General features: G+C 61.4%; 28 protein-coding genes, 1 tRNA gene and 1 pseudogene. 11 read left to right on the forward strand and 19 right to left on the reverse strand.

The genetic code is table 11. From position 1 onward, the window contains the following. Complete coding sequence (locus H7692_RS05715; RefSeq protein WP_222135677.1) at positions 1-1,011, reverse strand: peptidylprolyl isomerase; 1,011 nt, start codon at positions 1,009-1,011, stop codon at positions 1-3. A 131-nt stretch (positions 1,012-1,142) separates the two neighbouring features. On the opposite strand from H7692_RS05715, the gene H7692_RS05720 reads away from it, so the two are divergent. Next, positions 1,143-1,233 (forward strand) — tRNA-Ser (locus H7692_RS05720). Between the two features lie 405 nt (positions 1,234-1,638). On the opposite strand, the gene H7692_RS05725 is transcribed toward H7692_RS05720, so the two are convergent. Together H7692_RS05725 and H7692_RS15160 are read right to left on the reverse strand one after the other, a co-directional pair. After that, positions 1,639-1,872 carry a hypothetical protein gene (locus H7692_RS05725; RefSeq protein ID WP_201926655.1) on the reverse strand — a complete coding sequence of 78 codons (234 nt, stop codon included), beginning with the start codon at positions 1,870-1,872 and terminating at the stop codon, positions 1,639-1,641. A gap of 22 nt (positions 1,873-1,894) precedes the next feature. Further along, on the reverse strand, positions 1,895-2,770 hold the full coding sequence (locus H7692_RS15160; protein ID WP_314817056.1) for a hypothetical protein: 876 nt from the start codon (positions 2,768-2,770) through the stop codon (positions 1,895-1,897). Here H7692_RS15160 and H7692_RS05730 point away from each other — a divergent pair. Then, complete coding sequence (locus tag H7692_RS05730; protein ID WP_314817355.1) at positions 2,711-2,836, forward strand: hypothetical protein; 126 nt, start codon at positions 2,711-2,713, stop codon at positions 2,834-2,836. The two genes, H7692_RS15160 and H7692_RS05730, sit on opposite strands and share 60 nt — an antisense overlap. Before the next feature lie 179 nt (positions 2,837-3,015). On the opposite strand, the gene H7692_RS05735 is transcribed toward H7692_RS05730, so the two are convergent. Then, on the reverse strand, positions 3,016-3,258 hold the full coding sequence (locus tag H7692_RS05735; protein WP_201926657.1) for a hypothetical protein: 243 nt from the start codon (positions 3,256-3,258) through the stop codon (positions 3,016-3,018). 171 nt (positions 3,259-3,429) lie between these two features. Between H7692_RS05735 and H7692_RS05740 the strand changes: the two genes are divergently transcribed. Then, positions 3,430-4,017, forward strand: coding sequence for a LysE family translocator (locus H7692_RS05740; RefSeq protein ID WP_227339902.1), 588 nt, complete (start codon positions 3,430-3,432; stop codon positions 4,015-4,017). Between the two features lie 18 nt (positions 4,018-4,035). Here H7692_RS05740 and H7692_RS05745 read toward each other — a convergent pair whose 3' ends face one another. The 4 genes from H7692_RS05745 to H7692_RS05760 are packed head-to-tail and all read right to left on the reverse strand — an operon-like array spanning position 4,036 to position 6,745. Beyond that, complete coding sequence (locus tag H7692_RS05745; RefSeq protein WP_201926659.1) at positions 4,036-5,088, reverse strand: TIGR00341 family protein; 1,053 nt, start codon at positions 5,086-5,088, stop codon at positions 4,036-4,038. Between the two features lie 52 nt (positions 5,089-5,140). Further along, the gene (locus tag H7692_RS05750) at positions 5,141-5,920 is read right to left on the reverse strand and encodes a sulfite exporter TauE/SafE family protein (protein WP_227339903.1); all 780 of its coding nucleotides are present in this window, start codon (positions 5,918-5,920) and stop codon (positions 5,141-5,143) included. Positions 5,921-5,925: 5 nt separating this feature from the next. After that, positions 5,926-6,441, reverse strand: a complete 516-nt coding sequence (locus tag H7692_RS05755; protein WP_222135675.1) for a rhodanese family protein — start codon at positions 6,439-6,441, stop codon at positions 5,926-5,928. Positions 6,442-6,445: 4 nt separating this feature from the next. Beyond that, on the reverse strand, positions 6,446-6,745 hold the full coding sequence (locus tag H7692_RS05760; protein ID WP_227339904.1) for an ArsR/SmtB family transcription factor: 300 nt from the start codon (positions 6,743-6,745) through the stop codon (positions 6,446-6,448). An 85-nt stretch (positions 6,746-6,830) separates the two neighbouring features. Between H7692_RS05760 and H7692_RS05765 the strand changes: the two genes are divergently transcribed. Continuing rightward, positions 6,831-7,709 (forward strand): MBL fold metallo-hydrolase, encoded by an 879-nt coding sequence (locus H7692_RS05765; RefSeq protein WP_222135674.1) that lies wholly within the window; start codon positions 6,831-6,833, stop codon positions 7,707-7,709. A 336-nt stretch (positions 7,710-8,045) separates the two neighbouring features. On the opposite strand, the gene H7692_RS05770 is transcribed toward H7692_RS05765, so the two are convergent. From H7692_RS05770 to H7692_RS05780, 3 genes are read right to left on the reverse strand one after another with little or no spacing between them, the layout of a single operon-like run. Further along, positions 8,046-8,351 carry an alkylphosphonate utilization protein gene (locus H7692_RS05770; RefSeq protein WP_222135673.1) on the reverse strand — a complete coding sequence of 102 codons (306 nt, stop codon included), beginning with the start codon at positions 8,349-8,351 and terminating at the stop codon, positions 8,046-8,048. Positions 8,352-8,407: 56 nt separating this feature from the next. Then, entirely contained in the window at positions 8,408-10,039 is a 1,632-nt protein-coding gene (locus tag H7692_RS05775; protein ID WP_227339905.1) for a SulP family inorganic anion transporter, read from the reverse strand. A 32-nt stretch (positions 10,040-10,071) separates the two neighbouring features. Further along, a complete protein-coding gene (locus H7692_RS05780; protein ID WP_227339906.1) occupies positions 10,072-10,401 on the reverse strand; it encodes a helix-turn-helix domain-containing protein in 330 nt (109 codons plus the stop codon). Positions 10,402-10,717: 316 nt separating this feature from the next. On the opposite strand from H7692_RS05780, the gene H7692_RS05785 reads away from it, so the two are divergent. From H7692_RS05785 to H7692_RS05805, 5 genes are all read left to right on the forward strand, one after another. Continuing rightward, entirely contained in the window at positions 10,718-11,527 is an 810-nt protein-coding gene (locus H7692_RS05785) for a universal stress protein (RefSeq protein WP_201926672.1), read from the forward strand. 56 nt (positions 11,528-11,583) lie between these two features. Next, positions 11,584-12,828, forward strand: a complete 1,245-nt coding sequence (locus tag H7692_RS05790) for an APC family permease (RefSeq protein WP_227339907.1) — start codon at positions 11,584-11,586, stop codon at positions 12,826-12,828. A gap of 25 nt (positions 12,829-12,853) precedes the next feature. Beyond that, positions 12,854-13,861 carry a sodium:calcium antiporter gene (locus tag H7692_RS05795; RefSeq protein WP_201926676.1) on the forward strand — a complete coding sequence of 336 codons (1,008 nt, stop codon included), beginning with the start codon at positions 12,854-12,856 and terminating at the stop codon, positions 13,859-13,861. A gap of 100 nt (positions 13,862-13,961) precedes the next feature. Further along, the gene (locus tag H7692_RS05800; RefSeq protein WP_222135669.1) at positions 13,962-15,680 is read left to right on the forward strand and encodes a cation:proton antiporter; all 1,719 of its coding nucleotides are present in this window, start codon (positions 13,962-13,964) and stop codon (positions 15,678-15,680) included. A gap of 49 nt (positions 15,681-15,729) precedes the next feature. Next, the gene (locus H7692_RS05805; protein WP_222135668.1) at positions 15,730-16,155 is read left to right on the forward strand and encodes a universal stress protein; all 426 of its coding nucleotides are present in this window, start codon (positions 15,730-15,732) and stop codon (positions 16,153-16,155) included. Between the two features lie 42 nt (positions 16,156-16,197). Here H7692_RS05805 and H7692_RS05810 read toward each other — a convergent pair whose 3' ends face one another. Together H7692_RS05810 and H7692_RS05815 are read right to left on the reverse strand one after the other, a co-directional pair. Beyond that, positions 16,198-16,527, reverse strand: a complete 330-nt coding sequence (locus tag H7692_RS05810; protein ID WP_201926682.1) for a TraR/DksA family transcriptional regulator — start codon at positions 16,525-16,527, stop codon at positions 16,198-16,200. A 25-nt stretch (positions 16,528-16,552) separates the two neighbouring features. Further along, complete coding sequence (locus H7692_RS05815) at positions 16,553-17,359, reverse strand: universal stress protein (RefSeq protein ID WP_201926684.1); 807 nt, start codon at positions 17,357-17,359, stop codon at positions 16,553-16,555. A 773-nt stretch (positions 17,360-18,132) separates the two neighbouring features. Here H7692_RS05815 and H7692_RS05820 point away from each other — a divergent pair. After that, entirely contained in the window at positions 18,133-18,498 is a 366-nt protein-coding gene (locus H7692_RS05820) for an STAS/SEC14 domain-containing protein (RefSeq protein ID WP_201926686.1), read from the forward strand. A gap of 414 nt (positions 18,499-18,912) precedes the next feature. On the opposite strand, the gene H7692_RS05825 is transcribed toward H7692_RS05820, so the two are convergent. Further along, positions 18,913-20,382 carry an amidohydrolase family protein gene (locus H7692_RS05825; RefSeq protein ID WP_222135666.1) on the reverse strand — a complete coding sequence of 490 codons (1,470 nt, stop codon included), beginning with the start codon at positions 20,380-20,382 and terminating at the stop codon, positions 18,913-18,915. A gap of 97 nt (positions 20,383-20,479) precedes the next feature. On the opposite strand from H7692_RS05825, the pseudogene H7692_RS05830 reads away from it, so the two are divergent. Beyond that, positions 20,480-20,632: pseudogene (locus H7692_RS05830) on the forward strand (transposase); the annotation flags it as partial. Between the two features lie 485 nt (positions 20,633-21,117). Here H7692_RS05830 and H7692_RS05835 read toward each other — a convergent pair. The 5 genes from H7692_RS05835 to H7692_RS05855 are packed head-to-tail and all read right to left on the reverse strand — an operon-like array spanning position 21,118 to position 26,380. Continuing rightward, the gene (locus tag H7692_RS05835) at positions 21,118-22,596 is read right to left on the reverse strand and encodes a glycerol kinase (RefSeq protein WP_222135665.1); all 1,479 of its coding nucleotides are present in this window, start codon (positions 22,594-22,596) and stop codon (positions 21,118-21,120) included. 24 nt (positions 22,597-22,620) lie between these two features. Next, positions 22,621-23,217: a 3,4-dihydroxy-2-butanone-4-phosphate synthase gene (locus H7692_RS05840; protein ID WP_201926692.1), complete on the reverse strand. Its 597-nt coding sequence runs from the start codon at positions 23,215-23,217 to the stop codon at positions 22,621-22,623. After that, positions 23,217-23,798 (reverse strand): NADPH-dependent FMN reductase, encoded by a 582-nt coding sequence (locus H7692_RS05845; protein WP_201926694.1) that lies wholly within the window; start codon positions 23,796-23,798, stop codon positions 23,217-23,219. The genes H7692_RS05840 and H7692_RS05845 overlap by 1 nt, the downstream gene beginning before the upstream one ends. Continuing rightward, positions 23,789-25,276, reverse strand: a complete 1,488-nt coding sequence (locus H7692_RS05850; protein ID WP_222135664.1) for a glycerol-3-phosphate dehydrogenase — start codon at positions 25,274-25,276, stop codon at positions 23,789-23,791. The genes H7692_RS05845 and H7692_RS05850 overlap by 10 nt, the downstream gene beginning before the upstream one ends. Positions 25,277-25,288: 12 nt before the next feature. Continuing rightward, complete coding sequence (locus H7692_RS05855) at positions 25,289-26,380, reverse strand: LLM class flavin-dependent oxidoreductase (RefSeq protein ID WP_227339908.1); 1,092 nt, start codon at positions 26,378-26,380, stop codon at positions 25,289-25,291. Positions 26,381-26,409 lie beyond the last annotated feature (29 nt).

Consider the following 26,409-nt stretch of genomic DNA (forward strand, 5'->3'; position numbering starts at 1 on the left):
TTACTCCGCAGCAACCGGTCGCACCGGGACGGGAACGTTGCAAATGTCGGCGCCGCCGGCGGGCCGGATGAAAAAGGGGTCGCGGCGGTTCGCGCGGGCGTCGGCGTAACGCGCGAAACTGTCGCTTTCGGTCGAAAGATGTTCGAAGTGCGGGCGGTCGCCACCGGTCAATTCGCTCGCGAGACGAACCGACACGATAGGAACGCGTTGGGCCGCGTCTTCGTAAAAGCCAAGCGCTCCCGTCCCGCGCGGCAGGCTCGACAAATGTTCGATGCCGCTGATCACCCGTCCGACGAGCGCGATATTGCGATCGAGGTGCCGCGGCGCGTGACCGATCACCGTGTAAAGCTCGGCTCCCGTACCCGTGTCGGGTGACAGATTGCGGCCGACGCCAACCATGGCATAGCAGTGGACGGGCCACGCGGACTGATCCTGACGATCAACGGCAATCGGCCAGCCGCGAAAAACGATCGTCTCTTCGGCGAATGGATCGCGAGGGATTGCCCACTGGATCGCCCGTATCGTCTTGTCTCGCGGTTGACGGGAGGCAGCTAGCAGTTCCGCCTCCTCAGACTTCAATTTCGCGCGCAATGCAGCCTGCAAATCATCCTCGAGCGGCGCTTCATATTTTCTCTCTGGCACTGTCGCCAAACCCTCCGGCAGCGCCTTCTCCTCGGTCGCATCGCCCCACTGCACGACATAATTGTCCTGCACGCGATTGACGCTCGTCCCGTCCCACCAGTGCGCGGCGGCGAGCTTGCGGATATTGTCGATCCAGCCCTGGCTGAACGGCGCCGGCATCAGCTGGATGACGACGCGGCGCGGGTTGCCAATGGCGTCCGCCGCCAGGTCCATCACCAACAGGTCGGACGGCGCGATCGCAATCCAGTCATCGGCGGGAGCAGCATCGACGATCTGTCCGGGCGACGGCGCCGCTTCGTCGGCGAGGAGCGGAGCATGGACGGGAAGGACGAGCGAAACCGCAGCGGCGGCAAGGAGCAATTGTCTCATCGCACCTGTCTGCCACCGCCAACCGGCTTGCGAAAGCCCCTCCGAGCGATTAGGGCGCGCCTTCCAGTGCGAATTGGTTCGGCACCCGATTCACGCTCCGTGCTTCGCACGAAATGACCGGGTGCCTATGCGGAGCGGTGGCCGAGTGGTCGAAGGCGCTCGCCTGGAAAGTGAGTATACGGCAAAACCGTATCGAGGGTTCGAATCCCTCCCGCTCCGCCAACTATCTGTAATATATAACGTTTTATGACTTTTCAGCGGCCTTTGCGCTTGGATCGAGCGCCTTCCTGAGGATGCCGCTGCGGTAATCCGAAGGGACCGTTGCTCATCCGCTGCGAGCTACCCGCAATGCTGGCAAGGCCCTTTGCTGCCGTTTCGAGAGCCGTGACGGCGGGATCACCGATGCATGGTTGCCAACCGTGACCCAATGCTTTTCGTCAAGATGCTCCGGCATGGGATTGGTCCAATTGCGCAAGGATCCTTTGGAGGGGCAGCTTTACCACTGCTCACTCATCAGATTGTCGGCCCCCGAACTTCAGATATGCCAAACATCCAACAATGACCACCAACGAAAAAGGGCCCCGGATGAACTCCGGAGCCCCTTCAAAAGTACCAATCAGCCGGAAATTACGGGCTGGTCGGAGCGTCGTCGTCATTGTCCGACGCAATGATGATGCCACCCACGATCGCAGCGAGAGCGATGATTGCGATGATCCAGCTGCTGCCTTCCAGCTCGCTCTCACCGTCAACTGCTGCGAGCGCACGAGCGCCGTTCACTGCGGGGGCAGCCGACGCCACGACAGGCGCCGCAATCAACGAGGTCGCCGCAATCGACAGCGCGACTTTCTTGATCAGATTCATGATATTCTCCACACACCGATTACTATTTTCGAATCAGCCTATGGGAGAGCTGCTTCGGCATTGGCGGTCTATGAGAATTCGCGTCTGATTTCAATGCGAATTCGCCACCAGATTCGGTTACTTTTCTTTTGTTATTTTTGGGGTTAGCGGCTTGTGGAGTACAGCACTCACCGCGCCGAATAGTGCCTCCAATCGCGGGGTGATGTGGCGGCAAAATTGCCAGAAGCGACGGACGCGTGCCGACTTGTCGCTTCCACCCCGACGGCCGGTAAAACACGCTCCTGGGCCGCCTTGCCGCCATACTTCCAAATTCCAGTGAACGGGCCAATCGCTGCTGAGCAGCTGTAGCATTGCCGTTAAAGGCCGAATGGCCACTCCAACGAGTGCCACAAACATTCCTGCCAAGAAACTGCCGGTAGCCGCCAAAATCACCCACCGGCCCTGTTCGTCGGTTCGACCGACGTTGCTTCATCATGCCCTCGACGCTGCCAAGTTCCCTTGCGAGTGCCTCGCGAGCCTCGCCAACGGATTTGCGATCCTCGGCACCACAGGATCGCGATGCCTGGTCGTTTTCGGCAGCTAAGGTCATTGGTGGGAGCCACATAGCCAGCTTGCCGTGGATGCTTTTGATTTGCTGATCGATTCGATCGAGGCGCGCCTCGATGGTGCGAAGCGTAGGTGAGTAGTCGGGGAGCTTCCCCTTCGCAGCGGCAAGCCCTTCGATCGCGGCTTGAAGGAGTGATATCTCGCTGCGCAGTTCCTCGAAGGCCGCGGCAGCGTTGTTGGCGGGCGTGACCTCGTCGAACTCGCCGGCGACGACCGCGCGGTCATTCTCGGGCTGCTCGTCGAAGCCGCCGCGACATGGCGCGGCGAAGCGCGCGAGCAGCATCTGACGCATTGGCGCCGCCTCGGAAAACGCGCGTTCGCCTATGGCGCCAGCGCTAATGCGATATCGACATCTTGACCACGTTGCATAACCCGCACGACCGTTTCTCGCGGGCGTAACCGCGCACGCTGCCGAGACCGCGCGTCACGACATTATCCTGCGAGCGAACCAACAGATTAAGCCGGTCCGTGATGCAACCATTGCAAATCGCGACGCCTCGAGGCGCCGGATCAGCGCATCGATCTCGGCGGCAATGGTCATTTCGCCTTGGCGCGTCCGCGCGGCGGGCTTGCGGCCACCGCCGCGCTCCGCAGTGCCTCTTCGATCCGGTCCCTAAGCAGATAAGCGCCTCCGAACGGGTCCATGGCAACGAAATGCCGATAAGGCGTCGCGACCAGCACACTGAGGTGCGAACGGTTTCGCCGCCCGATTTCGAGTACGCTTTCGATCCGGGCCACGAGCCCTGGATCCTCGTCAGCATGAACCAGAATGTTGCGCATCGACCATCTCCTGCATATTCCTGCACAATAGCAGGGGCCCCTCCCAATCATTGACCGCGTTCAAATTGCATTATGCACTGAAGGATATGGGCGGACGGTTTCGAGCACCGCCATCAAGGCGCGAAAGGATCGGCGGTTTTGGACCTTCTCGGCTTTGCGTTAGCGGTCCTTTTGATCGAACTCACGCCAGGCCCCAATATGGCCTGGCTCGCTGGACTTGCGGCCGCCGAAGGCCGGCGTAGCGGAACCGCAGCCGTCGCCGGCGTAGCACTGGGATTGCTTGTTAACGCGCTGCTTGCGGCGCTGGGCCTGGCTCTCCTGCTCGAGACGATCCCGATGCTGCAAAAGGTGCTGCGCGTCGCGGGCGCCGCCCTGATGCTGTGGCTGGCATTCGACACGTGGCGGAGCGCGGCAAGCAATATGCACCTTCCTGAGCGTCACCATTCGCTGCGGCGCGCATTCGCGACAGGAATGATGATCAATCTGCTCAATCCGAAATCCTACCTCTTCTTCCTTGTCATGGTTCCGCGCTTTCTAGGCGGCGAGCCATTAAATCCAGTCAATGCCCTCACGCTGGCAGCAACGAGTGCGGCAATCGCAACGACCATCCATTTTGCGGTCGTCTTCGCTGCCAGCAAGGCGCGAGCCTATTTTTCGCACCCGCGCCATCTTGTCATGTTACGGTGGCTGCTTGCCCTCATCATGGTTGGCGTCGCGGCATCTTTTCTTGTGAGCGATTTCGGTGGCGCGGCCGTGTAGCCCGTTGAGCCCAACGGCTCAAAGACCGCCCAATAGATATCGCCCGACCATTTCAATCGATCCCAGGCCGAAAATCAGTCGGCCCGCTGCAAATGACGCGAGTGCGAAGAGGACAAGACCCCAGAGCCCCAGAACGCCGCCGGTCATCCGCCAACTCTTGGGCGGGAGGCCCTGTACGAGAAACATCACGATTCCGGCGACATTCACGCAGACGAGATTGACCGCGAACAGGAAAAGCGCGTTGCCTGCGACAACAGGCTCGCCGATCCCGAGAAAGATGCCGGTGGCGGCTAGCGGTGGAACGAGCGCGACGGCGATCATCACCCCGACCAGCGTAAGCGAGGCTCCGCGGCTGAAAGCGAGGACTCCGGCGGCACCGCAAGCAAGCGCGAGGACGATATCGGCGGGCTGCACGATCGTGCGGTTACGCAATTCATCGACGAGCGGGTCGATCGAAACGCTCAATCCGACAACAAATCCTGCCATGACCGCGCATATCGAGCCGACGAGCAACGTCGCTGCTGCCTTTCGTCCGAGATTGCCATTACCGACGGTCGCAGCGAGCGCGACGCCCATCGTCGGCCCGAGGAGCGGCGCGATGATCATCGCGCCGATCACGACCGCGGTCTGCCCGCTGCGCATGCCCAGCGCCGCAATGGTCGACGACAGCACGACGGTCAGAAGATAGCTTGGCGTGACGTGAAGGCTTTCTTCGATATCGTCGTATAGCTCATCGGTGCTGATCCGGTCGCGGCTGAAGAAACGCTCGAGGGCAGTCGGAGGTCGCAGCGCACCCTGCGCGGGCAATTCGGTCTCCGCGTTTTCGACAACCGGCGGCAACACCGCCTCAAGCTGCGACACATAGGCTGTAAAGTCAGGCATATCGCCGAATTTCGAGGAAAGGTCCTCAAGCAGGCGCTCAGCATATCGCTGCTGGACGATGCAGCTAAATTTCTCCTGGCCGCCCGGCACCGTCTCCCGCCAATAGCGCCGGCTATGGCGTCCGAGCACCAGTTCGAGCTCTCCAATTTGCTCGTCGGGCAAGAAAATCTCGACCAAGCGCGCCGCCATGCGTCATCCCCCGCCAAATTCGAAGCCTCGCCCCAGCTCGCGCCCCCCCTGCTCAGGCGCCCCCGATCGGGATGTAGATGCCGACAGATATCACGAGGACAGCGAAGAGTCTTTCGAGCAACGACTTGCGTTCCGCCATAATGCGCCCGATCGCGATCCCCGAAACGGCACCCGCCGCTCCGCCAGCCATCAGCAATCCGACGAGTGCCCAGTCGACGAGCCCCGATAGTGCATAGGATATCGCGGTCGTTGTCCCGAGCGCGGCGACGACAAACAGCGAAGTCCCGACGGCCGCGACAATCGGCATCGCGGTCGCTGCCATCAGGCCGGGCACGATCAGAAATCCGCCACCAATTCCGAAAAATCCAGCCCCCAGGCCAACACCGAAGCCGGTCGGCACGAGACGTGGAAGCAAATGGGGGGCGCTGCGTCGCGTGAGACGCACCCCCGGATCGTCGGGCCTCTTGCGCTTGCGCAGCATGGAAAGCCCGACACCGACCATCAACAGACCGAACAGAAACAATAACCTCGCACCGTCGACGGATTTTCCCAATTCTGCCCCGATCGCGGCACCGACGACGCCAGCCAGAGCGAAAGTGAAAGCACAGGGCCATTTGACATTGCCCCTACGTGCTTGACCGCCGAGTCCGGCGAGAGCATTGACCGCGACAGCGACCGCCGCGGTCCCGATCGCTTCATGGGTCGAATCGACGCCGACGACATAAATGAGAAGCGGGACCGCGAGGATCGATCCGCCGCCGCCCACGAGCCCGAGCACAAGGCCGATCAGTGCCCCCGAAGCAACGACCGGCAGAATATCGGCAAGCGACACGATATTCAGCCGGAATGCGCAGCACGGTTCCACGGCATGTGGCCAAGCAGCCGCGCCATACCGCACCATCCCGTCGCGCCAGCCGCCATCAGTCCGCCCCCCACAAAGGCTGAAATCCCGAGAAAGGCCGGGGACACGGTCAGGCCGAGCGCAATTCCGGCCAACACCAGGCCGCCCGCGACGAGCTGGACCTGGCGCATGATTTCAAGCGGCTGCCGCCGATCGAGACGAAGCGGCAGACCCGCACGCCGCCATGCATCGAGCCCGCCGCCAAGGATGTGACACGGCGCGCCGCGCGAAGCGCTGAAAAGAATGTTTTGGTTGGCCGACGTTCGTGCGCCCGAGCGACAGTGAAAGACCAGCGAGCCTGGTGGAAGATCCGCGAGACGGCCGACCGGAACATTCCTCGCCCCGGGGATATGCTCGCGCGCATATTCATCGGGCTCGCGAATGTCGACAAGGGTCGCGCCGCGATCGACAAGCTCTCGTGCTTTATCAGCGTCGATGATCGGTAGGGACATTGAATCAATCCTTGCAATAAAGTTTGTAGAGTGTCGCGAGCAGCGCCTCGGCGTTGGGATCGGCAATCCTGTACCAGAGCGTCTGGCCTTCGCGTCGGAAGGCCACCAGTCCTTCGTCGCGCATCCGGGCGAGGTGCTGCGAACATGCCGATTGCGACAAGCCCACATCGTGCGCGAGGCCCCCGACAGCCACTTCGCCATGTTCGACGAGCTTGCAGAGCAGCATCAGGCGGCGCGCATTACCCATCGCCTTCAGCAGGTCGGCGACCTTTGCAGCCTTCGCCTCGAAGTTTGCGAGGTTCATCGGTGAGCGCAGCATCGCAATTCCTTTCATCAGGTATTGCTAATTTAGATACTTCTAATATATTGTCAAGGATAAGGAGATCATGATGCAAGCCAAAGCCGTCATCACACCATTTTTCGACGAGGCGACCAATACGATCAGCTATCTCGTCGCCGACCCGGCCAGCAAGGAGGCGGCGGTTATCGATCCGGTTCTCGATTTCGACCTCGCCAGTGGCGCGGCCAAATTCGAATCTGCCGATCGCATTCTCCAGGCCGCGGCCGATGAGGGGTGGCGGATCGTCCTGATCCTCGAAACCCATGCCCATGCCGACCATCTGTCGGCTGCGCCCTATATCAAGGCAAAGACGGGCGCGGACATTGCCATCGGAGAGCATATCCGCGATGTTCAGAAGATCTTCGGTCCTATGTTCGGCCTTGACGATATGACGCCCGACGGCTCGGACTTCGACCGGCTGTTCGCCGATGGCGACCGGTTCAAGGTCGGCGAACTGACGTTTGAGGTCATGCATGTTCCCGGACACACGCCCGCAGATGTCGCCTATCGCGTCGAGGATGCAGCCTTCGTCGGCGATACGCTGTTCATGCCTGACTATGGATCGGCGCGTGCCGATTTTCCGGGCGGCGACGCACGAACACTTTATCGCTCCATTCGCCGCCTTCTTAAACTGCCGCCGGAGACACGGCTCTTCATGTGTCACGATTACAAGGCTCCGGGGCGCGATGAATATCGCTGGGAGACGACCGTTGCCGAACAGCGAAACAGCAACGTCCACGTCCATGAATCCGTTTCGGAAGATGAATTTTCCGCCATGCGCGAGGCACGCGACGCAACGCTTGCGGCTCCGAAGCTCCTCCTGCCTTCAATCCAGGTCAATATTCGCGCGGGGCGCTTCCCCGAAGCCGAAAACAATGGCGTCCATTACCTGAAAATCCCGCTGAGAATTCAAGAGACACAGCCCTAGGATCGTGGAGGAGGGTTAGGCGGCTTCAGATCGGAAGTAATGGTGGGTTTAAGGCACAGCGCGATGGCCTTTCACGCCGACTTATTGCGTAGCGTCTCGCGGAGCCGCGTCCGATCGCGCAGCGACGCGAGCATTGGACATCGTCAAGATGTTGCGGCGGGTCGGCGCGCGAACAGGAGCGCCGCTTTGTGCGCAGCGGCGCGTTCCCCGTGTTCCGAAGGTTGGGTGCATCCAGCTATATGCTGGTGGCCCGTCCGGCGACGATCAGCGGAGGCATGAAGGAAAGGGCGAACCGGTTCGATGCGGGGTAGAAGGCGCGCGGCGCCCGCCGGAGGTTCAACGTTTTCGGACGAACTCGGCACGCAAAACGAGCCCCCTGATGCTTTCGTGTCGGCAATCAATCTCCTGCGGATCGCCGGTCAACCGGATTGACTTGATCACCGTTCCGACCTTGAGGGTTCTGCCTGCGCCCTTGACCACGAGATCCTTGACAAGAACGACGCTATCGCCGTCGGCGAGGAGGTTGCCTGCGGCATCGCGCACATCGACATGACTGGCGGCTTCACGGAGCCGGACCAGTTCGGAAGCCGCCACCCATTCGCCACTCTCTTCGTCGTAAACATATTCTTCGTCACCGTTCATGTACCGCTCCTTGTATATCTGCGCAGGCTCCTGACATTGCTCTGCGGCCAGCGCCGTCAGATTTCGGCAATCTCCGCCAGTTCGATACCGAGCGCCTGCGCGCTTTTGTAATCGGAGGCATAGAATAACCGGCTCGCACCCTCCCCAAGGCGCATGCGCGCAAGAATTGCCGCTGGTTGCGACTGCACGCCGGACAGGATGACATATGCTCCCGCAGCCGAAGCCTGATCAACGAAGTCCGCGATTGCCTGCGCACCGCTGGCATCGAGCAGCGGAACGAGCCGCATACGCAGGATGATGACGCGTGGTGCCTCGCCGAGCCGGCGAAGCGTGTCGAGCAACTCACCGGCCACGCCAAAAAAGAAGGGTCCAGCAATGCGGAATACCTCAACCCCCGGTGGCAGATCATCGCGCTGGTCGATGTCCTCGGCGTCGCGACCTGACTCGGTCGGCATGCCGCGCCCGACTTCCACCGCCTCCGCCATCCGCGCCATGAAGAGAAGCGAAGCCAGCGTAACGCCGACCGCGATAGCGACCGTCAGGTCGACCGATATCGTCAATATGAAGGTGAGCAACAGCACGGCCCTGTCGCTGTTGGGCATCCGGAGCAGTAGCAGAAACCGCCGATGCTCGCTCATGCCCCAGGCCACGATGAAAAGAACCGCCGCGAGCGACGCCATTGGCACAAAGGACATGAGGTGCCCGGCAAACAGGATGAAGGACAGAATCGCCATTGCATGCACGATGCCTGCGACGGGCGTTCTTGCCCCCGATCGGATATTGGTTGCAGTTCGCGCGATCGCACCGGTTGCCGGAAGTCCGCCGAACAGAGCCGAACCGAGGTTCGCGACGCCCTGTCCAACGAGTTCCTGATTCGGGCGATGCCGGGTTCCGGCCATACCGTCGGCTACGACGGCCGATAGCAATGCTTCGATTCCGGCGAGAAAGGCGATGGTGAAGGCCGAAGGCAGCAAAGCGCTGATGCGCATGAGCGACAGATCGGGAATGGAGGGCACCGGCAGACCGGCGGTTATGCCGGGAAAGCTTGTGCCTACGGTGTCGACCGGCAGCCGAAAATGCGCGACGGCCGCCGACGTCGCCACGATCGCGATCAGGAATGCCGGGAACCGTGGTGCCAGTCTTCGCAGGCCGACGATGATTGTCAGTGCCGCGATGCCAACCGCCAGCGTCACTGGATCGAACGTATCGAGCGCTTCCAAAAGGGTGCGCCACCTTGCAAGAAAGTCCGCCGGCACTTCGGCGACCGAAAGGCCGAGGAAATCCTTGACCTGGCTCGAGGCTATGATCACCGCGATGCCTGCCGTGAAACCGGTAACCACTGGATGCGGGACATATTTTATCATTTGCCCGAGGCCGAGCGCGCCCGCGGCAATCAAGATCAGTCCTGCCAGCAGCGTCGCTATAAGCAATCCGTCATAGCCGTGGGCAGCAATTACGTTGAAGACGACGACCACGAACGCACCGGTCGGCCCTCCGATCTGGACGCGCGACCCGCCAAGAGCAGAGATCAGGAAGCCCGCGACCACGGCGGTGACGAGCCCCCTGTCGGGGGACGCGCCGCTTGCGATACCCAATGCCATCGCAAGCGGCAGCGCCACGATCGCAACCGTCAGGCCGGCCAACGCATCGGCGCGAAAGGTAGCGAAGGAATAGCCCTCGCGCCACACGCTCAACAGCTTGGGTGTCAGGCTTCGCGCGCTCACTGCACGCCGGACTTGCCCGCGTAGCGGGGCGAGAGCTGGGATCGTCCGGACCTGTCGGGCGGTTCGCTCGACGGGACGAGAGTGTCGCGGAAACGGACGCCACGTCCGGTTCCGATGCTCGGCGCATTCTCACCGAGCAACTCGATCCCAGCGGTCTCAAGCGCCGAAATCACCTTCACGAGCGTGTCGACAACACCGCGCACTTGACCATCCGATGCTTCCATTCGCTGGATCGTCGGGAGCGACAAACCCGCCAACTCGGCAAGCTGTCGCTGATCGATCCCCAGCAGGGCACGGGCAGCCCGCATTTGTTGCGATGTGATCATTCAGTCCCTCTATGATGTATTATACATCATTTATAATTTGGAAAACTGAATATACAAATTTCAAACATGCTTTTCAATAATCAAAACATGCTCCTGTGGGCAGCGCATGCGGGATATCGTCCATCAGGATAGAGAGCCCGTGTCGATGTCGATATTGGCCGCTGACCGCGCGGCGCCGGCAACCTCCCCTGGCGAAGTTGCCGCACGGCAATCAAGAAGCTCCCTGTAGACACAGCAAATCTTACGACTTCCATCACTTGCCCCGACCGACAATCGATGCGGTCCATGCTATACTCCTGGCGAGGGAGAGATAATCATGCGCAGCATCCTCGTTCATGCCGACCATGATACAGCCTGTGACAGGCGGCTGGATGCCGCCATAGGATTGGCGAAGCGCCATGGCGCTCATCTCTCGGTGATGATTGCAACGCCGTTTCAGCAATATCTGGTCGGTGACCCCTTTGGCGGCGCCCAGATTGCGGCCGAGGCCTTTGCGAAGGCGCAACAGGACGACGCATTGCTCGATGCGCGCCTACGCGAGCGCCTCGACGCTGACGATCTGTCGTGGGACATTCTGGGCGCACGCGACGGTGTGATACCGTCTCTGGCCGGCGCCGCTATATTGGCAGACCTCGCGATCGTGGGCCTTCCCGAGGCGGGGAAGGATGATCGCCGACGACCGGCAATGCTGGCGGCCGATCTTGCGCTTGCAACGCCGGCTCCCGTGCTCGCACTTCCCGGCCATTCGAAAGCGATCCCCGCCGATGCACCAATGCTCATTGCCTGGAACGGCAGTGACGAGGCCGCCCGCGCGCTGCGCGGTGCCTTGCCGCTGCTCAGCGCCAGCCGCGAAATCCTGCTGCTTTCGGTTGGCGAGACTTCGGGAACGTCCGCCGACGACGCATTGTTGTTCCTGTCGCGCCGCGGCATCAAGGCGAATAGCAGAGTGGCGCAGCGGGTCGGACTAAAGGCCGAAGAGCGCATCGAAAAAGAGGCTGAGGCGATGGACGCCGAGTTGATCGTCATGGGTGCCTTTGGCCACCATCGCATGCGCGAGACCATCTTCGGAGGAGCGACGCAATATCTCGTGCGTTGCGGGCGCTTCGCATTGCTCCTCGCCCACTGAGCGCGAACCGGGAACGGCCGTCGGTGCGGCTCGATAGACATGGGAGAGTAATCGCGTTGGACCAGATTGGCACCGACCGGAACTTCGATTCCGAGCCTTCGGAGCCCACCCTTCTGCGTGCATTGAATTTGCCGCTGCTGACGCTTTATGGGCTTGGCGTCACCATTGGAGCCGGGATTTATGTTCTCGTCGGCGCGACCGCCGAGGTTGCCGGCACGCACGCCCCCCTCGCCTTTCTGATCGCCGCTGTCGTCGCCGCCTTTACCGCGCTCTCCTACACCGAACTTGCCGACCGATTTCCGGTCAGCGCAGGTGAAGCCATTTATGTCGAAGCCGGATTCGAAACGCGGCGGCTGACACTGCCTGTGGGCCTGCTGGTGGCATTATCGGGAATTGTATCGGCTTCTGCCATCGCTATCGGGGCGGGGGCCTATCTTCAGGGAATCACAGGCCTCCCCGTGTCGGTGCTCGCCATATCTGTAGTGGTTGCCATGGGCCTGCTAGCGGCATGGGGGATTGCACAGTCGGTGACGGTTGCCGCAATCGTAACGCTTGTCGAAATAGCAGGACTGCTGCTCGTCATAAGCTGGGGTCTTGCTGGCACCCGATCAACCGGTGCAGCGGCTGCAGACCTGGTTCCTGACTTCAGCTCAGACACATGGGCCGGGATCGGCGCCGCATCGCTGCTCGCCTTTTTTGCCTTCGTCGGTTTCGAAGATATGGTCAATGTGGCCGAAGAGGTGCAGGAGCCCGCGCGGACCTATCCACGCGCGATTATCTTGACCCTCGTGATTGCAACCCTGCTCTATGCGGCCACGACGACGGCCGTGATCCTGAGCGTCCCGATGGTCGAACTGGCGGGGAGTGCAGCGCCGCTGGCGCTGGTGTTCGCAGATGCGCCGACGCTGCTGCGCGATCTGTTCGTGGTCATCGCGATCGTCGCGACGATGAACGGAATTCTGATCCAGATCATCATGGCCTCCCGCGTGTTTTTCGGGCTGGCGCGCGGTGGCCACCTTCCTCGACAACTCTCCGCGATTTCACCGCTGACGAGGACGCCAATCGTCGCAACGGCGTTGGTCGTGCTGATTATCGCCGTGCTGACGCAAGCCCTTCCCATCGAAACGCTCGCCGAACGGACATCGCAGATTGTTCTCATCGTATTCATCCTCGTAAACTTGGCGCTCCTGCGGTTGAAAAGCCGGACAACAGCGCCGGCCGCCGAATTTTCCATCCCCCGCATCGTCCCGGCAATTGGAGCTGTTTCCGGCGTCGCGCTTATGTTGTCAGGCTTGCTGTGATATCCGCCAACCCAAGGGCAGCTCCATGGATGTAGCGTCCGTCTGGATAAAATTTGCACTCTGCTCGGCGCTAATCGCCGTGGCAGGGCCCAAGTTGGTCAAATATGGGCATCGGATTGCCGAGCTCACCGGATTGTCGAGCACCTGGGTAGGACTCTCGCTGCTGGCAACCGCCACTTCGCTCCCCGAGCTGATCACCGGCGTGAGCGCAGTAACGGTTGCCGATGCGCCAAATATTGCGGTGGGGGACGCGCTCGGCAGTTGCATCTTCAATCTCCTGATGCTCGTGCTCCTCGACGAGTTGTCACGCACGCATCCCGTTTACCGACGCATCGAGCAGGGCCATATTCTGACGGCCGGATTTGGCGTGATCATGATCGGTACGGTCGGAGCCGCGATCCTCTTGAATCAAGCTGGCCTCGATGGCCGCGTACTGCACATCAGCCTGTTCACACCTTTCCTGATCCTGCTTTATCTCGTCGCCATGCGCGCCTCGTTCGATTACCAGCGGCGCGTCACGCGCCCATTTGCGAAAGAAGATGTCGGTGCAGGGCTGACGCTGGGACAGGCGGCGCGGCGCTATGTCGCCGCCGCATCCGTGGTGATCGCAGCCGGGTTTTGGCTTCCGCTGATTGGCGTCGAACTTGCCGAGACGATGGGATGGCAGACAACCTTCGTCGGCACCCTGCTCATCGCGGCCAGCACGTCAGTCCCCGAATTTGTGGTCAGCCTCAGTGCCTTGCGAATCGGCGCAATCGACATGGCAATCAGCAATCTACTCGGGAGCAATCTGTTCGATGTTCTTGCGATCGCCATCGACGATCTCGTCTACGGCTCAGGGCCGTTGCTGTCCTCTGTATCCGGCGCCCACGCTGTCACTGCCTTTGCCGCCGTCATCATGTCGGGCATTTTCATCGTGGCCTTGCTGTTCAGGCCCGACAGCCGCATACGCGGGACCATTAGCTGGATAAGCCTTTCGCTGCTGATGACCTATCTATTCGGCGCATATGCAAGCTTCCTCCTTGGTGAATAGGGTTTGAGTCCTGACCCGTCCCGGCCCGAGCCTGCACTGAAGAAACTTGTGTCGTCACTGTCACACTTCCTATGCTGAGAAAGAAGGAGCGCATCTGCGAATGGAGATTCCGGTCCACATTCCTTATCTTCGGGAGGTTCTGCTTTTCCTTCTAAGCGCGGGCCTGATCGTGCCGCTGCTGCAGCGGGCAATCAGTCCGGTGATCGCCTATTTCTTTATCGGCAGCGTAATCGGCCCCTTTGGTCTTGGCCTTCTCGCCGACAAGATCGACGCGGTCTCCTGGTTTGTGATCACCGACCTCGAGGGTGTCGCCATTTTTGCCGAACTCGGCGTGATATTCCTTCTCTTCGTCATCGGACTCGAGCTTTCGCTTCAACGCTTGTGGGCGATGCGGCGCCAGGTCTTCGGCCTCGGCGGTGCGCAGGTCATCGCCACGGGAATGGTCATCGGGGGAATAGCCTTTTTGTGGGGCAATAGCCCCGCAACCGCTATCATCCTCGGCGCCTGCCTGGCGCTGTCGTCGACTGCCATCGTCACCCATCTGCTGATTGAGAGCGGAAGGCTCGGAACGCCATCGGGACGCGCGGCCTTCGCCATTCTGTTGATGCAGGATTTGGCCGTCGTCCCGATCCTGTTCGCCGTGAGCGTGCTTGGTACCGTTGCGATTGGCAATATCGCGCTTGGCTTCACACTAGCGCTGCTTCAAGCGCTAGCGGCCATCGGCCTGATCTACATCATCGGCCGGATTGCGCTGCGCCCGCTATTGCGCCTCGTCTCCGGCACAAACAGCCGGGAGGCCTTTGTGGCGATTGTGCTCGTGCTCGCCATCGGCACGGCGGCGCTGACCGGCTATGCTGGTCTTTCGATGGCGCTCGGTGCTTTCCTCGCAGGCCTGCTCGTCGCCGAAACCGAGTTCCGACATCAGGTAAAAGTCGACATCGAACCCTTCAAGGGCCTCATGCTCGGCCTGTTCTTCATGTCGGTCGGCATGGGGATCGACTGGCGCCTTGTGATCGACAATCCGGCCTGGATTGTCGCATCGGCAACAGGCCTCATACTTCTGAAAATCACGATCAACTTTGGGCTGTGTTTGGTCTGGGGTCTGCCGCGCCACCGCGCTGCGGAAGTCGCGATATTATTGGGGCAGGCCGGCGAGTTTGGGTTTCTCGTCGTCGGGCTTTCGGTGACGGTCGGCCTCTTGCCCGCACCGGTCGGCCAGTTCATGCTCATGGTGGTCGGGCTGACCATGGTGGCGACGCCTGCGCTCGACCGAATCGCGCGAAGGGTATCGAATGCCTGGGCGAAGCCGGCGGCCGACGAAAATATGCTCACTGTGTCGAGCGACGAATGCGACGGCCATGTCATCATAGCCGGTTACGGGCGCGTGGGCGAAACGATCGCCGAGATACTCGACAGGCAGGGTCTTCGCTATGTTGCAATCGACCGCGATTCCCCATTGGCGTGGTCGGCGGCTTCGGCCGGCCGCCCGGTGCGCGTCGGCGACGCATCGCGATTGGATACGCTACGCGCGGCGGGACTGGACCGTGCAGCAGCGGTCGTCGTGACAATTGCAGACGAGGATGCCACCGAAAATCTTACGAGCGAGATCCACCGCATCGCCCCCCTGCTTCCGATCTTTGCGCGCGCGCGCGACACGGCCCACGCACAAAGGTTGCTCGAAAAAGGCGCGAACGTCGCCATACCCGAGACGGTTGAGGGGAGTTTGCGGCTTGCGCAGACGCTGTTGACCGAATTCGGCATCGATGAGGAGCTTGCCTCGCAGAGTATCCGCGCAATGCGGCCGGCTACTGAGTCCTGAAGAAGGTTACTGCAGAGTTGGACCGGAACTTTATGGAAAGGCGGCAAAAATGTATAAGAGGCTGCTGGCGGCGATCGACAGGACAGACCCTATCGGAACCGATCTGATCGGTCGGCGCTGCAAGACGCTGGTGGATGCGTCGGGACCGTCGATTGCGCTGATCCATGTGCGCCTATCGCTCCCCGAATCCTATGTCCGTCACCTCCCGCCGCAATGGGAGGCCGATGAGTTTATCGAAACCGAGAATTGGTTGCGGCAAATCGCCATGGATCATGGCTTTGCCGCCCATCTGTCAGATGTGTTCCCGCCCACCGGAAATGTTGCGAGCGAAGTGACACAGATCGCGACAAATATCGGTGCCGATCTGATAATCGTCGCGGCGCATAGAGCGACAATCGGCCGACGTATCCTGGGCTCGAACGCGCATGCCATCATGCGCGACGCGCCGTGCGACGTCCTCATCGTACGCGATTAGTCAAATGTTCCTCGCCGCATTGTCCGACGATGCGGCGAAATCTCAATGCTGCTCGCGCCGCGCGCACGCAATACATAGTGCGGCCTCGGGGCGTGCTTCCAACCGCTCCGGCGCAATGTCTCCGCCGCATCGCACACACTCCCCATAGCTGCCCTGGTCAATTCGCGCCAAGGCTCGCTCGACCGACGCGATCTCCCGCGTGATCAATGCTCCCTGGCCTTGAAGCGACGCGTCATCCTCCATCTCGACCGCCTGTTCGGAAGAGTCCGGGTTGAGCGGTTCGGCAAGGTCCTCCGCAATCCGGGCAAGACGCGCCTGAAGTTCGGCAAGCTGATTCTCCAACCCTCGTTTGATTTGCGACATGTTTGCCATTGCTTCTCTCTTTCCGAAGTGAAGATCAGTGCGCCAGGAACAGGGGCGTCGCCACATTGCTGAACATGTCGCGACTGACGCCGCCCAGCACCAGTTCATGAAAGCGTGTTCGCCCGTAGGCGCCCATGACAATCAACCCCGCTTCCAAGCGGTCAGAAAGGTGGCGCAGCGTCGACGCAATTCCTGTTTTCAAGACAGGTTCTTCGGCCACTTCGGCCGCGATGGCGTGCCTCGACAGATAGGCCGCTGCTGCAGTGGCCGGAACTCGCCAGTGATCGTCCTTTTCCTCGATCGTGACGACAATGACCTTCGACGCCATCGCGAGCAACGGTACCGCGGCGCGCATGGCGTTGGCGGCTTCTGCCGACCCGTTCCAGGCAAGCACGATCGGCTTGGCAGGATCGTACCCACCCGAGTCTTCGCCGACCAGCATGACCGGTGTACGCAGATCGATTGCAAGATCTGCCGCCAGCGCGGAATACCCCTTGCTCCCTCTACGAAAGTCGCACGCTCCCAGTACTAACAGATCATGCATGGGGGCGTGTTGACGGATCGCGCCATAGGCATCGAAATTTTCGAACACCCAGTTCCATGGCACATCCTCCTGCCGCATTGCCCCCTCCACACGGTTGCGAAGCGCGGATGAACCTTTCTCGATGATCGGCATTACCTGCGCAAATGCGGTCCCATAATAGTCACCGTAGCTGGCTTCGATCGGGGCCGACTGCAGACATGTCACGTGCCCGCTGAACGCACGCGCGAGATCGAGCGCGACTTGCCTGCGCGGCTCAAGGCAATCGTCATCGTGAATATGCAGAAGAATACTGCGCATTATTCCCTCCTGTTGCGCGGCCGGTCGAGCGATCGGAGGCCCGGTGATGGATGATGACCTTCTCTCGCAGAACAAAACGCCACCAGCGCGTAAAGGCAGGCTGGGCGACTCCATGGCTCGCGAGATAGAATTCCGTAATCGACAAAGTTCTCCAGTCGATCACTGCTCGTGACGCCCTAGTCCATCCGAATATAATCCAGATAGCAAAATTTAGAGACAAAAGGAAGGATTGTTTAGATGTCTTATCTTTCTCTTTCTATACTTATATCTGTTCAACAAATATCAACACATGGATTACCTATAATTTTTCTGATATTGTAATAGCATGTACGATACTGAAAATCATGAGGTATCAGGATGTCGAGATCGGAACCGCGTTATTGTGATGTGATGGTGTGCGAGGAGCCGGATGTCCCGTTGCGTCGCGAACAGCGCGCAATGCCCGTTCCAGGTCCCGGCGAGATCCTCGTTGCGGTCCATGCCTGCGGGGTGTGCCGTACCGAGAAGTACGGACGCACGCGACGCAATATCCGCTGGCCGCCGCCAACGCCGCACTTGCCGACTTACGGCACGGCCGTCTGCAGGGTGCCGCAGTGCTCGTGCCATGAGCGATCACAATCGAACGCTCGTGCAAGTGAATTCGCCAAACGGCCGCCGCAATTTGACGGTGCGTTTGTCATCGCTATGATGAAAGAAAGGCGGCAACCCGTCCTCGCCTGCGCTGTTCGTGCTCGCGTCGCCGTCCGACGCCCCGCCAGCCGGAGGATTCAACCATGCTCAACATCGTCAAAGTGTCCGCCAGTCGTATGGATATCGAATTGTCCGGAAAGCTCGATGCCGACAGCATGCGAGAAGCCCTCGACGAGTTGATCGAACAGTCGGAGGGCATCGAACACGGACGCATGCTATACCGAATCTCGGACTTTTCGTGGCCGACGCTGGGAGCGATCGGCGTCGAAATGACCCGGCTCCCGAAATTGTTCGGCCTCCTCGGTAAATTCGATAAATGCGCGGTGCTCAGCGACTCCGCTTGGCTGCGGAACGCCGCGGCAATCGAAGGAGCGCTGATCCCGGGGATCGAGATCAGAAGTTTCGAGATGAACGAAGCGGACAGCGCCGAGAAATGGCTTGCCCAATAGAGCGCCACAGCCTCTGCGGTTCAGGCGACAGCGAACCGCCGGCCCGGTCTAACGCGTCAAACAAGCCCGAGTTGATCGTCTGTTGGGACGTTGAGCAGGATAGGACAGCATTGGTCCAAACTTAAAGTGCCGGGAAACAACGCAGAAACGGCGTGCCCGCGCGCCTTTCCCACGTCCGCCTTCGCGATCCAAATCCAGACGGTCCACTATCGTACACGTCCGTTTTGAGCGGCACTTGGCTACCCCACGACCGGCACAAAGCCTCTTTCCCAATAGTTCAGCCCATGACCACCGCGGGTCGGGCACCACCGACTTTCCGCCGCCAGACGGCGTCCGAAACTCTAAACGATAGCGGTTAGGCGGCTTTAGGAAACACAACCCATCATTCCAGCCGTAAAGTTAGCCGACAGCAATTCAGTTCGGAACCTCCACAACAGTCCCCTGCGCGGCCATCGCGCCGAGAACGTTGCGCGCAGTACGGTCGGCGTCAGTCCGCGCGGCTGATTGCCAAAGATCGTCCAGATCGCCTTTGTCAAAAAGGCGGCCATCGACCACCATAGCAACGGGACGTCGCAGGACATCGATCTGCGTCAGCGGGTCACCGTCCACAAGGAGCAGGTCGGCACGATAGCCGGGTCGGATTCGGCCAACAAACGTGCCGTTGCCCAGCACGTGCGCGGCGTTCACGGTCGCTCCCCGAATGGCCTCGTACGGCGTGAGACCTGATTCGATCAGCAAATCAAGCTCGTCATGGAGCGCGACGCCGGGAATATTGGTTGCGATGCCTGCATCCGAGCCGACGACAAGCAGCACGCCTTCTTCGGAGAGTATCCGGGTGAAGTCGCGGTAAAAGGCGAGTTGCTCCCGCGCCCGCGAGCTATCTTCTGACGACCATCGCGCGAACTGCTCCATTTCGGTCGAGCCGATGAACGGATTGAGCGTTTCGGTTCCGGCTCGGTGAAGATGTGCGCCCCGCGTGTCGGCAATGCGCGATAAATTGGCAAATGCGATGAGTGTCGGTGTGACCGGAACGGATTGCGCTGCGATGTGCCGCGCCAGCGCCCTTGCCGCGACCCGATCATGCCTGTTTCTCAAGCCATGCCAGACAATCGACTCGACATGCTCGATCGTCTCGAAACCGTCGTCGACGATATCGGCAAAATCGATCGCGAAGGGGCGCTGCTGCGGGACGCCGCGCGCTCGCGGACCTTCCGGTGTGTGTCCCGTGACGGGCATTTCCAGCCGCGCGGCCTCGTCGAGAATTGCCAAATAGGCAGGCTCGTTGAGGTTCGAGTAAACCTTGATCCGCCTATAGCCTTGGTCATATTGCGCCTGCACTGCTGCTCGGGCTTCGTCCGCAGTCTCGACAATCTGATGATTGAGTTGGGCGTTGGGGCCACGACTGTTGAGGATTGGCCCCGTTGTGAAGATCTTCGGACCGGCCAAAGCCCCTACTGCGATGCTATCCCGCATCTCGAGCAAGAAGGGCATGCCCGACATATTGCGTACTGTTGTCACGCCGGAGGCAAGATAAGCTCCAAGTTCAGCCTCGTCCCAGATGTGAACGTGCATGTCTACGAGACCCGGAACCAGCGTCCGGCCGCCACCTTCGACAATCCGGTCGCCAACAGAAGCTTCGAGATCGGTAGATGGAGCAACGGCAACAATTTGCGCGCCCCGGACCAACACCGATTGGTTGTCGTCTATTCTCGGCTCAGTTCCGGAAAAGTCGATCAATCGAACATGGCGAATGAGAATACCGCTGTCCGTGCCGCAGGCGGAAGCCGTGGGCGTCGTCGCTGCGGCTACCATCAGCAACAGACCGCTTCCGAGAAAACGCCAAAGGGGCCCCGCACGACTGAGTAAAAAGACAAATCTACCCATGCCGCCGAACGCTATCAATCATACCCGAAGCTGGCAACCGATGGCACGGACGTCATCGGTCGGATTAGCCGCCGGCGGGACTTCCAGCCAGGATATTTACGACAAGCGCCGCTACAGACGCCGCAACCGCATCGAGATCATGTTCGGCCGCCTCAAAGACTGGCGGCGCGTCGCAACACGCTATGATCGGTGCCCGAAGGCCTTCTTCTCCGCCGCCGCCTTCGCCGCAACCGTCATCGCCTGGCTCTGATCAATGATTGCAAATCGCACGATATTCGCCGATGAGAGCGCCGGTTTTGTTCTGCGGCTCGAGCGCGGCAGGTCGAGACTGCATCATAACCTCATGCCCGGCCATCATCGCCGGTTCCACATGCTGCAAAGCAACCCGACGGCATCGCGATCCGTGCATCCCGGAACCGGTCGCGCTCCCACCAGAACGCGACGAAAATCGAAAATTCCCCAAGCCGGTGACAAGGCGTCAGCGGGCTCGTGCCTTGGACCTGGCGGCGCCCGAACCCTTCACGATATCGGATAGCCAGCTCCAAGGCCACCAGCGGGAGACGCGGACAACGGAAGGCTACAGGGCAGCGATAACGACTTGCACCAAATGCAGAGCGACAGATTCTTGGCCGACAGCCTAGCGAAGAATGGGGTTCGATTTGCCGACGGGCTCGCTGAAGCGCCCCTCGCCTACCGGCATGACCCTTCAATCGTTCGCATCGTCGAGCATCGCGCCTATTGGGCGACCAGACGATGCCAGTCGGCGAGGCGCGCGCGCCTGACGTCCTCCTTGATGACGGGATCGAAGCGGTCCGATTGGCCGCACATATCGGCGGCCTCGATCAATGAAGAGAAGCGCCCAATCCCTACCGCCGCGAGCATCGCTGCACCGCGAGCGGTCGTTTCGACGTCGTGGGGGCGTTCGACGCCGAGGCCGAGAATATCGGCAATATCCTGCGCAACCCAGTCATTGGCACTCATCCCGCCATCAAGCCGCAGCCGATTCCAGGGGCAGCCATCGCCTGCGTAGGCGGTTTTGAGATCGTCGAGTTGATGCGCGATCGATTCAAGCGCAGCGCGCGCGATTTCCGCGCGTCCCGTGCCGTGCGTGAGGCCGGCGATGACGGCGCGCGCCTCGGCGCGCCAATAGGGAGCGCCCAGCCCCGACAACGCCGGAAGAATGGTCACGCCGCCGCTGCTTTCGACGGACCGTGCCAGCGCTTCGGTTTCGGACGCATCCTTGATAATGCCGAGCTTGTCGCGGAGCCACTGAACGAGGCTTCCCGCAACGAAGATCGATCCTTCGAGCGCATAGGAGCGTTTACCCCCGACCTGCGCGAGCACGGTACCGAGCAGGCGATGGGCACTTCGGACCGGCCGATCGCCCGTATTGCTGAGAATGAAGGCTCCGGTGCCAAGCGTAGCCTTCGTCTGACCGTCGGCAAGGCATGCCTGCCCGATCATCGCGCCCTGCTGGTCCCCGATGAGCCCGCAGACAGGAATCGGCGCACCGAAAATGTCGGCGCTTGTCGAACCAAGCTCGCCACAGGAATCGACAATTTCAGGTAATATGCTGCGCGGCACGCCGTGAAGCGCCAGCAGATCATCGTCCCACCGGCCGCTGTCGAGGTTCATCAGCATCGTGCGGCTTGCGTTGCTCGCGTCACTAATATGAAGGCCGCCCGTCAGATTCCAGACCAGCCAGCTTTCGACTGTGCCGACCGCTAGCCGGGAACCGAGCGCGCGTGCCTCCGGATTGTTTGCCAACACCCAGGCGATCTTTGTCGCCGAGAAATAGGGATCGAGTACGAGACCGCTCCTATCGGATACGAGCGCCTCATGCCCCTCGTCGCGAAGCGTCGCACACTGCACCGCGGTCCGGCGATCCTGCCAGACAATCGCCCGGCCGACCGGCTCGCCACTCGTCCGGTCCCAGGCGACGATCGTCTCGCGCTGGTTGGCAATGCCGATCGCAGCGATGCGATCAGCGCCGCCAGCCCTGGCTACCATTTCGCGCGCACATTCGATGGTGCGATCGCGAATCTCGGCAGCGTCGTGCTCGACCCATCCGGGCGCCGGATAATATTGGGTAAGCTCGGCCTGCGACATGGCGCGACGCACCCCGCGGTCGTCATAAAGGATTGCGCGCGTCGACGTCGTTCCCTCGTCGAGCACCAGAAACAGCCGCTCGTCTTTCAGCCCGGAATCGATCATCGCCCTTCCCCCAATTGGCGCAAACTAGCCAATGCGGTCGATCAGCGCGCCGATGTCGGCGACGGGAATCGCATGCCGGGCGATGAAATCGTCAAGATCGTCGATCCGTGCCATCTCGCCATCGTCGCGCATGATCGAACAGATCACAGCCATGTCGCCTGCACCCGCAAGGTTGCAAAGCTCGATCGACGCCTCAGCGGCGGCCGCGCGCTCGCGCACCCCTCCCGGCGCCCCGATCAGCGGAAAGACGTGTCCGGGCGACACGAGGTCGTCGCCCGTTGCCTCGGGCGCTGTCGCAACGCGGACCGTATGCGCGCGATCCGCCGCGGAAATCCCGGTTTCGACGCCATGGCGCGCCTCGATCGAACGGCCGAACGGCCGGCCCGACTGGCGCTCCGCACCGGGATTGAGAAGCCCGATGCCCAATCGAACCGCACGTTCGGGTCGCATCGTCAGACAGATGAGCCCACGCCCGTGACTGGCCATGAAGTTGATAGCATCTGCCGTAACATGCCGTGCGGCAACGGCGAAATCGATGTCGCCGCCGCGCAACCGATCGCCGGTGATGATGATGATGCGTCCCTGCGCCAGCGCTTCGAGAGCGTGTTCGATGTCAGGCATCAAGCTGCCTTTCGCGCGGCAGCAAAGCTGCTGGCGCCCGCGACAAGCTGGTCGGCGACGAGTTCGAGCTGAAGCCGAGCCCTGTCCTCAAGACATTCGCCGTCGGGCGAAAAGAGCCCTCGATAGGTGCGAACGGTCGCCCCCATCGGCGTCGGCCAGCCGCGCAGGGCGTGAACGATGCTGCGCAATGTTTGCATCGTGCTCATCGTCGCCTGGTCACCATAGGCCGTCGCGATAAGGCCGACCGCCCGTCCGTCGAGATAGGGACGCACATCGCCCGCCAGTTCCTCGAGATAGTCGAGGGCATTTTTCACCAGCCCCGAAATCGTACCGTGATAGCCGGGCGCTGCAATCAATATGCCGTCGGCGTTCCGTACAGCCTCGACAAGCTTTATGCCATCCTCAGGGCCGTGGAGCGGACCCCGATAATGCGGTAGTGCGCCCAAATAGCTGCCGCCGAACAGGTCGACGTGCGCGCCCTGCGCCGTCGCCCGCGCCGCAGCAACGCCAAGCGCCTGTTCGGTCGCGCTGATCGGCGACACCGTGCCGCCAATAGCGACAATGTTGATGCTCACGCACATTTCCTTTCGTCAAAGGCTTCCGCCAGCGCCTGCTGCGCCGCAGCGTCAAGGTGCAGGCCAAGCTTGGTCCGGCGCCAGAGAAGATCGTCGGCTGTCTTGCACCACTCCTGTTCGACGAGATAGCCAATCTCGCGATCGGTCAGTCCAAAGCCATAATGGCGCCCGCATTCGTCGAGCCGCGACGCTCCGGCAAGGATCCCATAGGTTCGCGTGCCGTAGCTGCGCGCGAGACGCTCGGCCCAATGCGCCTCGAGAAAGGGAAAGGTCGCTCGCAGCGACCGCACGAGATCCGCGAAACCATCGATCGCGAAATCTCCGCCAGGAAGCGGCGCGTCGCCCGTCCAGCGGGTCCGCGTTATCGCGGGAACCCGCGGCGTAAGCAGGTCAAGCGCGTCTTCGGCAAGGCGGCGATAGGTCGTTATCTTGCCACCAAAGATGGTCAGCAGCGCCGGGCCGTCGCCTTCGGGAGAGAGGTCGAGATTGTAGCCGCGCGTCGCCGCCTCGGGACGGTCCGATCCATCGTCGACAAGAGGGCGCACCCCCGAATAGGTCCAGACCACATCGGCCGGGGATACGCTTTTCCTAAAAAAGCGGCTCGCGCCTTCGCACAGATAAGCGACCTCCTCGTCGGAGGCTCGGATATCGGAAAGATCGCCGTCATGGTCGCGGTCGGTCGTCCCGATCAGCGTAAAATCGCCTTCATAGGGGATGGCAAAAAAGATGCGCCCGTCGGGAAGCTGGAAAAAATAGCTATAGTCGTGAGCGAACAGCGCGGGGACGACGATATGCGACCCGCGTACGAGCCGCACGCGCTTGCCGACCGGCGCATCGCCGAGCCCCGACACGTCGACCGCCGCGGGCCCCGCTGCATTGACGATGGCGCGCGCACGAAACTGGCCGGCGGGCGTATCGACAGTCCAGTGATCGCCCTGGCGCTCGAAACGCGTTACGCGGCATCCAGTACGAATTTCAGCGCCGCGGTCGGCGGCATCACGCGCATTGAGAAGAACGAGCCGAGCGTCATCGACCCAGCAATCCGAATAGACAAAACCTGCCGCAAACCCGTCCTGAAGCGCCCGCCCTGCGACATGCTTACGCAGGTCGATGGTTTCGGTCGCGGGCAGCCGCGCTCGCCCGCCGATATGGTCGTAGAGGAACAGGCCCAGCCGGATCAGCCAGCGCGGACGCAGGCCCGCAACATGCGGCAGGACGAACCGCATCGGTCTCACAATATGCGGCGCGATCGCCCACAGGCGTTCGCGCTCGGACAGCGCCTCGCGGACGAGACCAAACTCATAATGTTCGAGATAGCGCAGGCCGCCGTGGATGAGCTTTGTCGAGGCAGAGGACGTCCCGCTCGCAAGGTCATTTGCTTCGAACAGCAGGACGCGCGCGCCGCGCCCCGCGGCATCGCGGGCGATCCCGCAGCCGTTGATGCCACCGCCGATCACCGCAATGTCAAAGATGTCGGCGGACATTCGCGCGCTCCGTTACCGGAACTCGAGCGGCGCGTGCGCGATGTGCGGCAACACATGGCGTGCGAACAGGTCGGCTTCCTGCGCGTGCGGATAGCCCGACAGGATGAACGCCTCGATCCCCTCGGCCTGATAGGCGCGAAGCTTGGCGAGAACCTGGTCGGGCGTGCCAACGATAGCGGCTCCACAACCCGAGCGGGCGCGGCCAATGCCGGTCCACAGATTCTCCTCGACGAACCCGTCGCCGCCCGCCGCGCTACGCAGTTCCGCCTGTCGCTGGACCCCGTAATTCTTGGCGTCGAGCGACTTTTCGCGGATTGCGGCGCCCGTTGCCTCGTCGAGTTTTGAAAGCAGCCGGTCGGCGTAATGACGGGCCTCGTCCTCGGTTTCGCGCACGATCACATGGACGCGATATCCAAACTTCAACGTGCGCCCGAAGCGCGCCGCGCGTTCGCGCATATCGGCGATCGTCTCGCGCACCTTGTCCATCGTGTCGGGCCACATGAGATAGACGTCGCAGCCCTCGGCAGCGCATTCGCGCGCCTCGTGGCTCAGCCCGCCGAAATAGAAGGGCGGGCACTTGCCCGAAAGCGTCGTGATACGCGGCGGATCGAGCTTCAGCTGATAAAATTCGCCGTCATGGTCGAGCGCCTCGCCATTGAGCAGCGTGCGCACGATCTTCATCACCTCGGTCGCGCGTGCATAGCGCGGCCCTCCGGCGAGCTGCTGGCCGGGCATGTCCGAGGAGATGATGTTGACGTTAAGCCTTCCGCCGGTGCCCGCCGCGTTGGGGCCGAGGATGCGGTCAAGCGTCGCAATACGGCGCGCAAGCTGCGGCGGCCAGTCTTCGCCGATGCGCGTCGCCCACAACAGCTTCATGCGCTGCACCTGCGTCGCAACGGCGGCCGCAAAGACCGTAGTGTCGAGCCCGAGCTGATAGCCCGAAGGCAGCAAGATATTGTCGAATCCGCCCTCTTCGGCGCGGAGCACGATATTGCGGCAATGCTCCCAGCTTGAGCGCAGATAGGGGTCGGAGACGCCCAAAAATTCATAGTCGTCGTCGCACAGCGCCGAGAACCAGGCGATTTCGCATTGCTGCTGGGTCATATTCTTTCCTCTCTATCTCCCGCGCGCCG

The sequence above is a fragment of the Sphingopyxis sp. P8 genome (genome assembly GCF_020622175.1).
GTDB lineage: Bacteria > Pseudomonadota > Alphaproteobacteria > Sphingomonadales > Sphingomonadaceae > Sphingopyxis > Sphingopyxis jiangsuensis.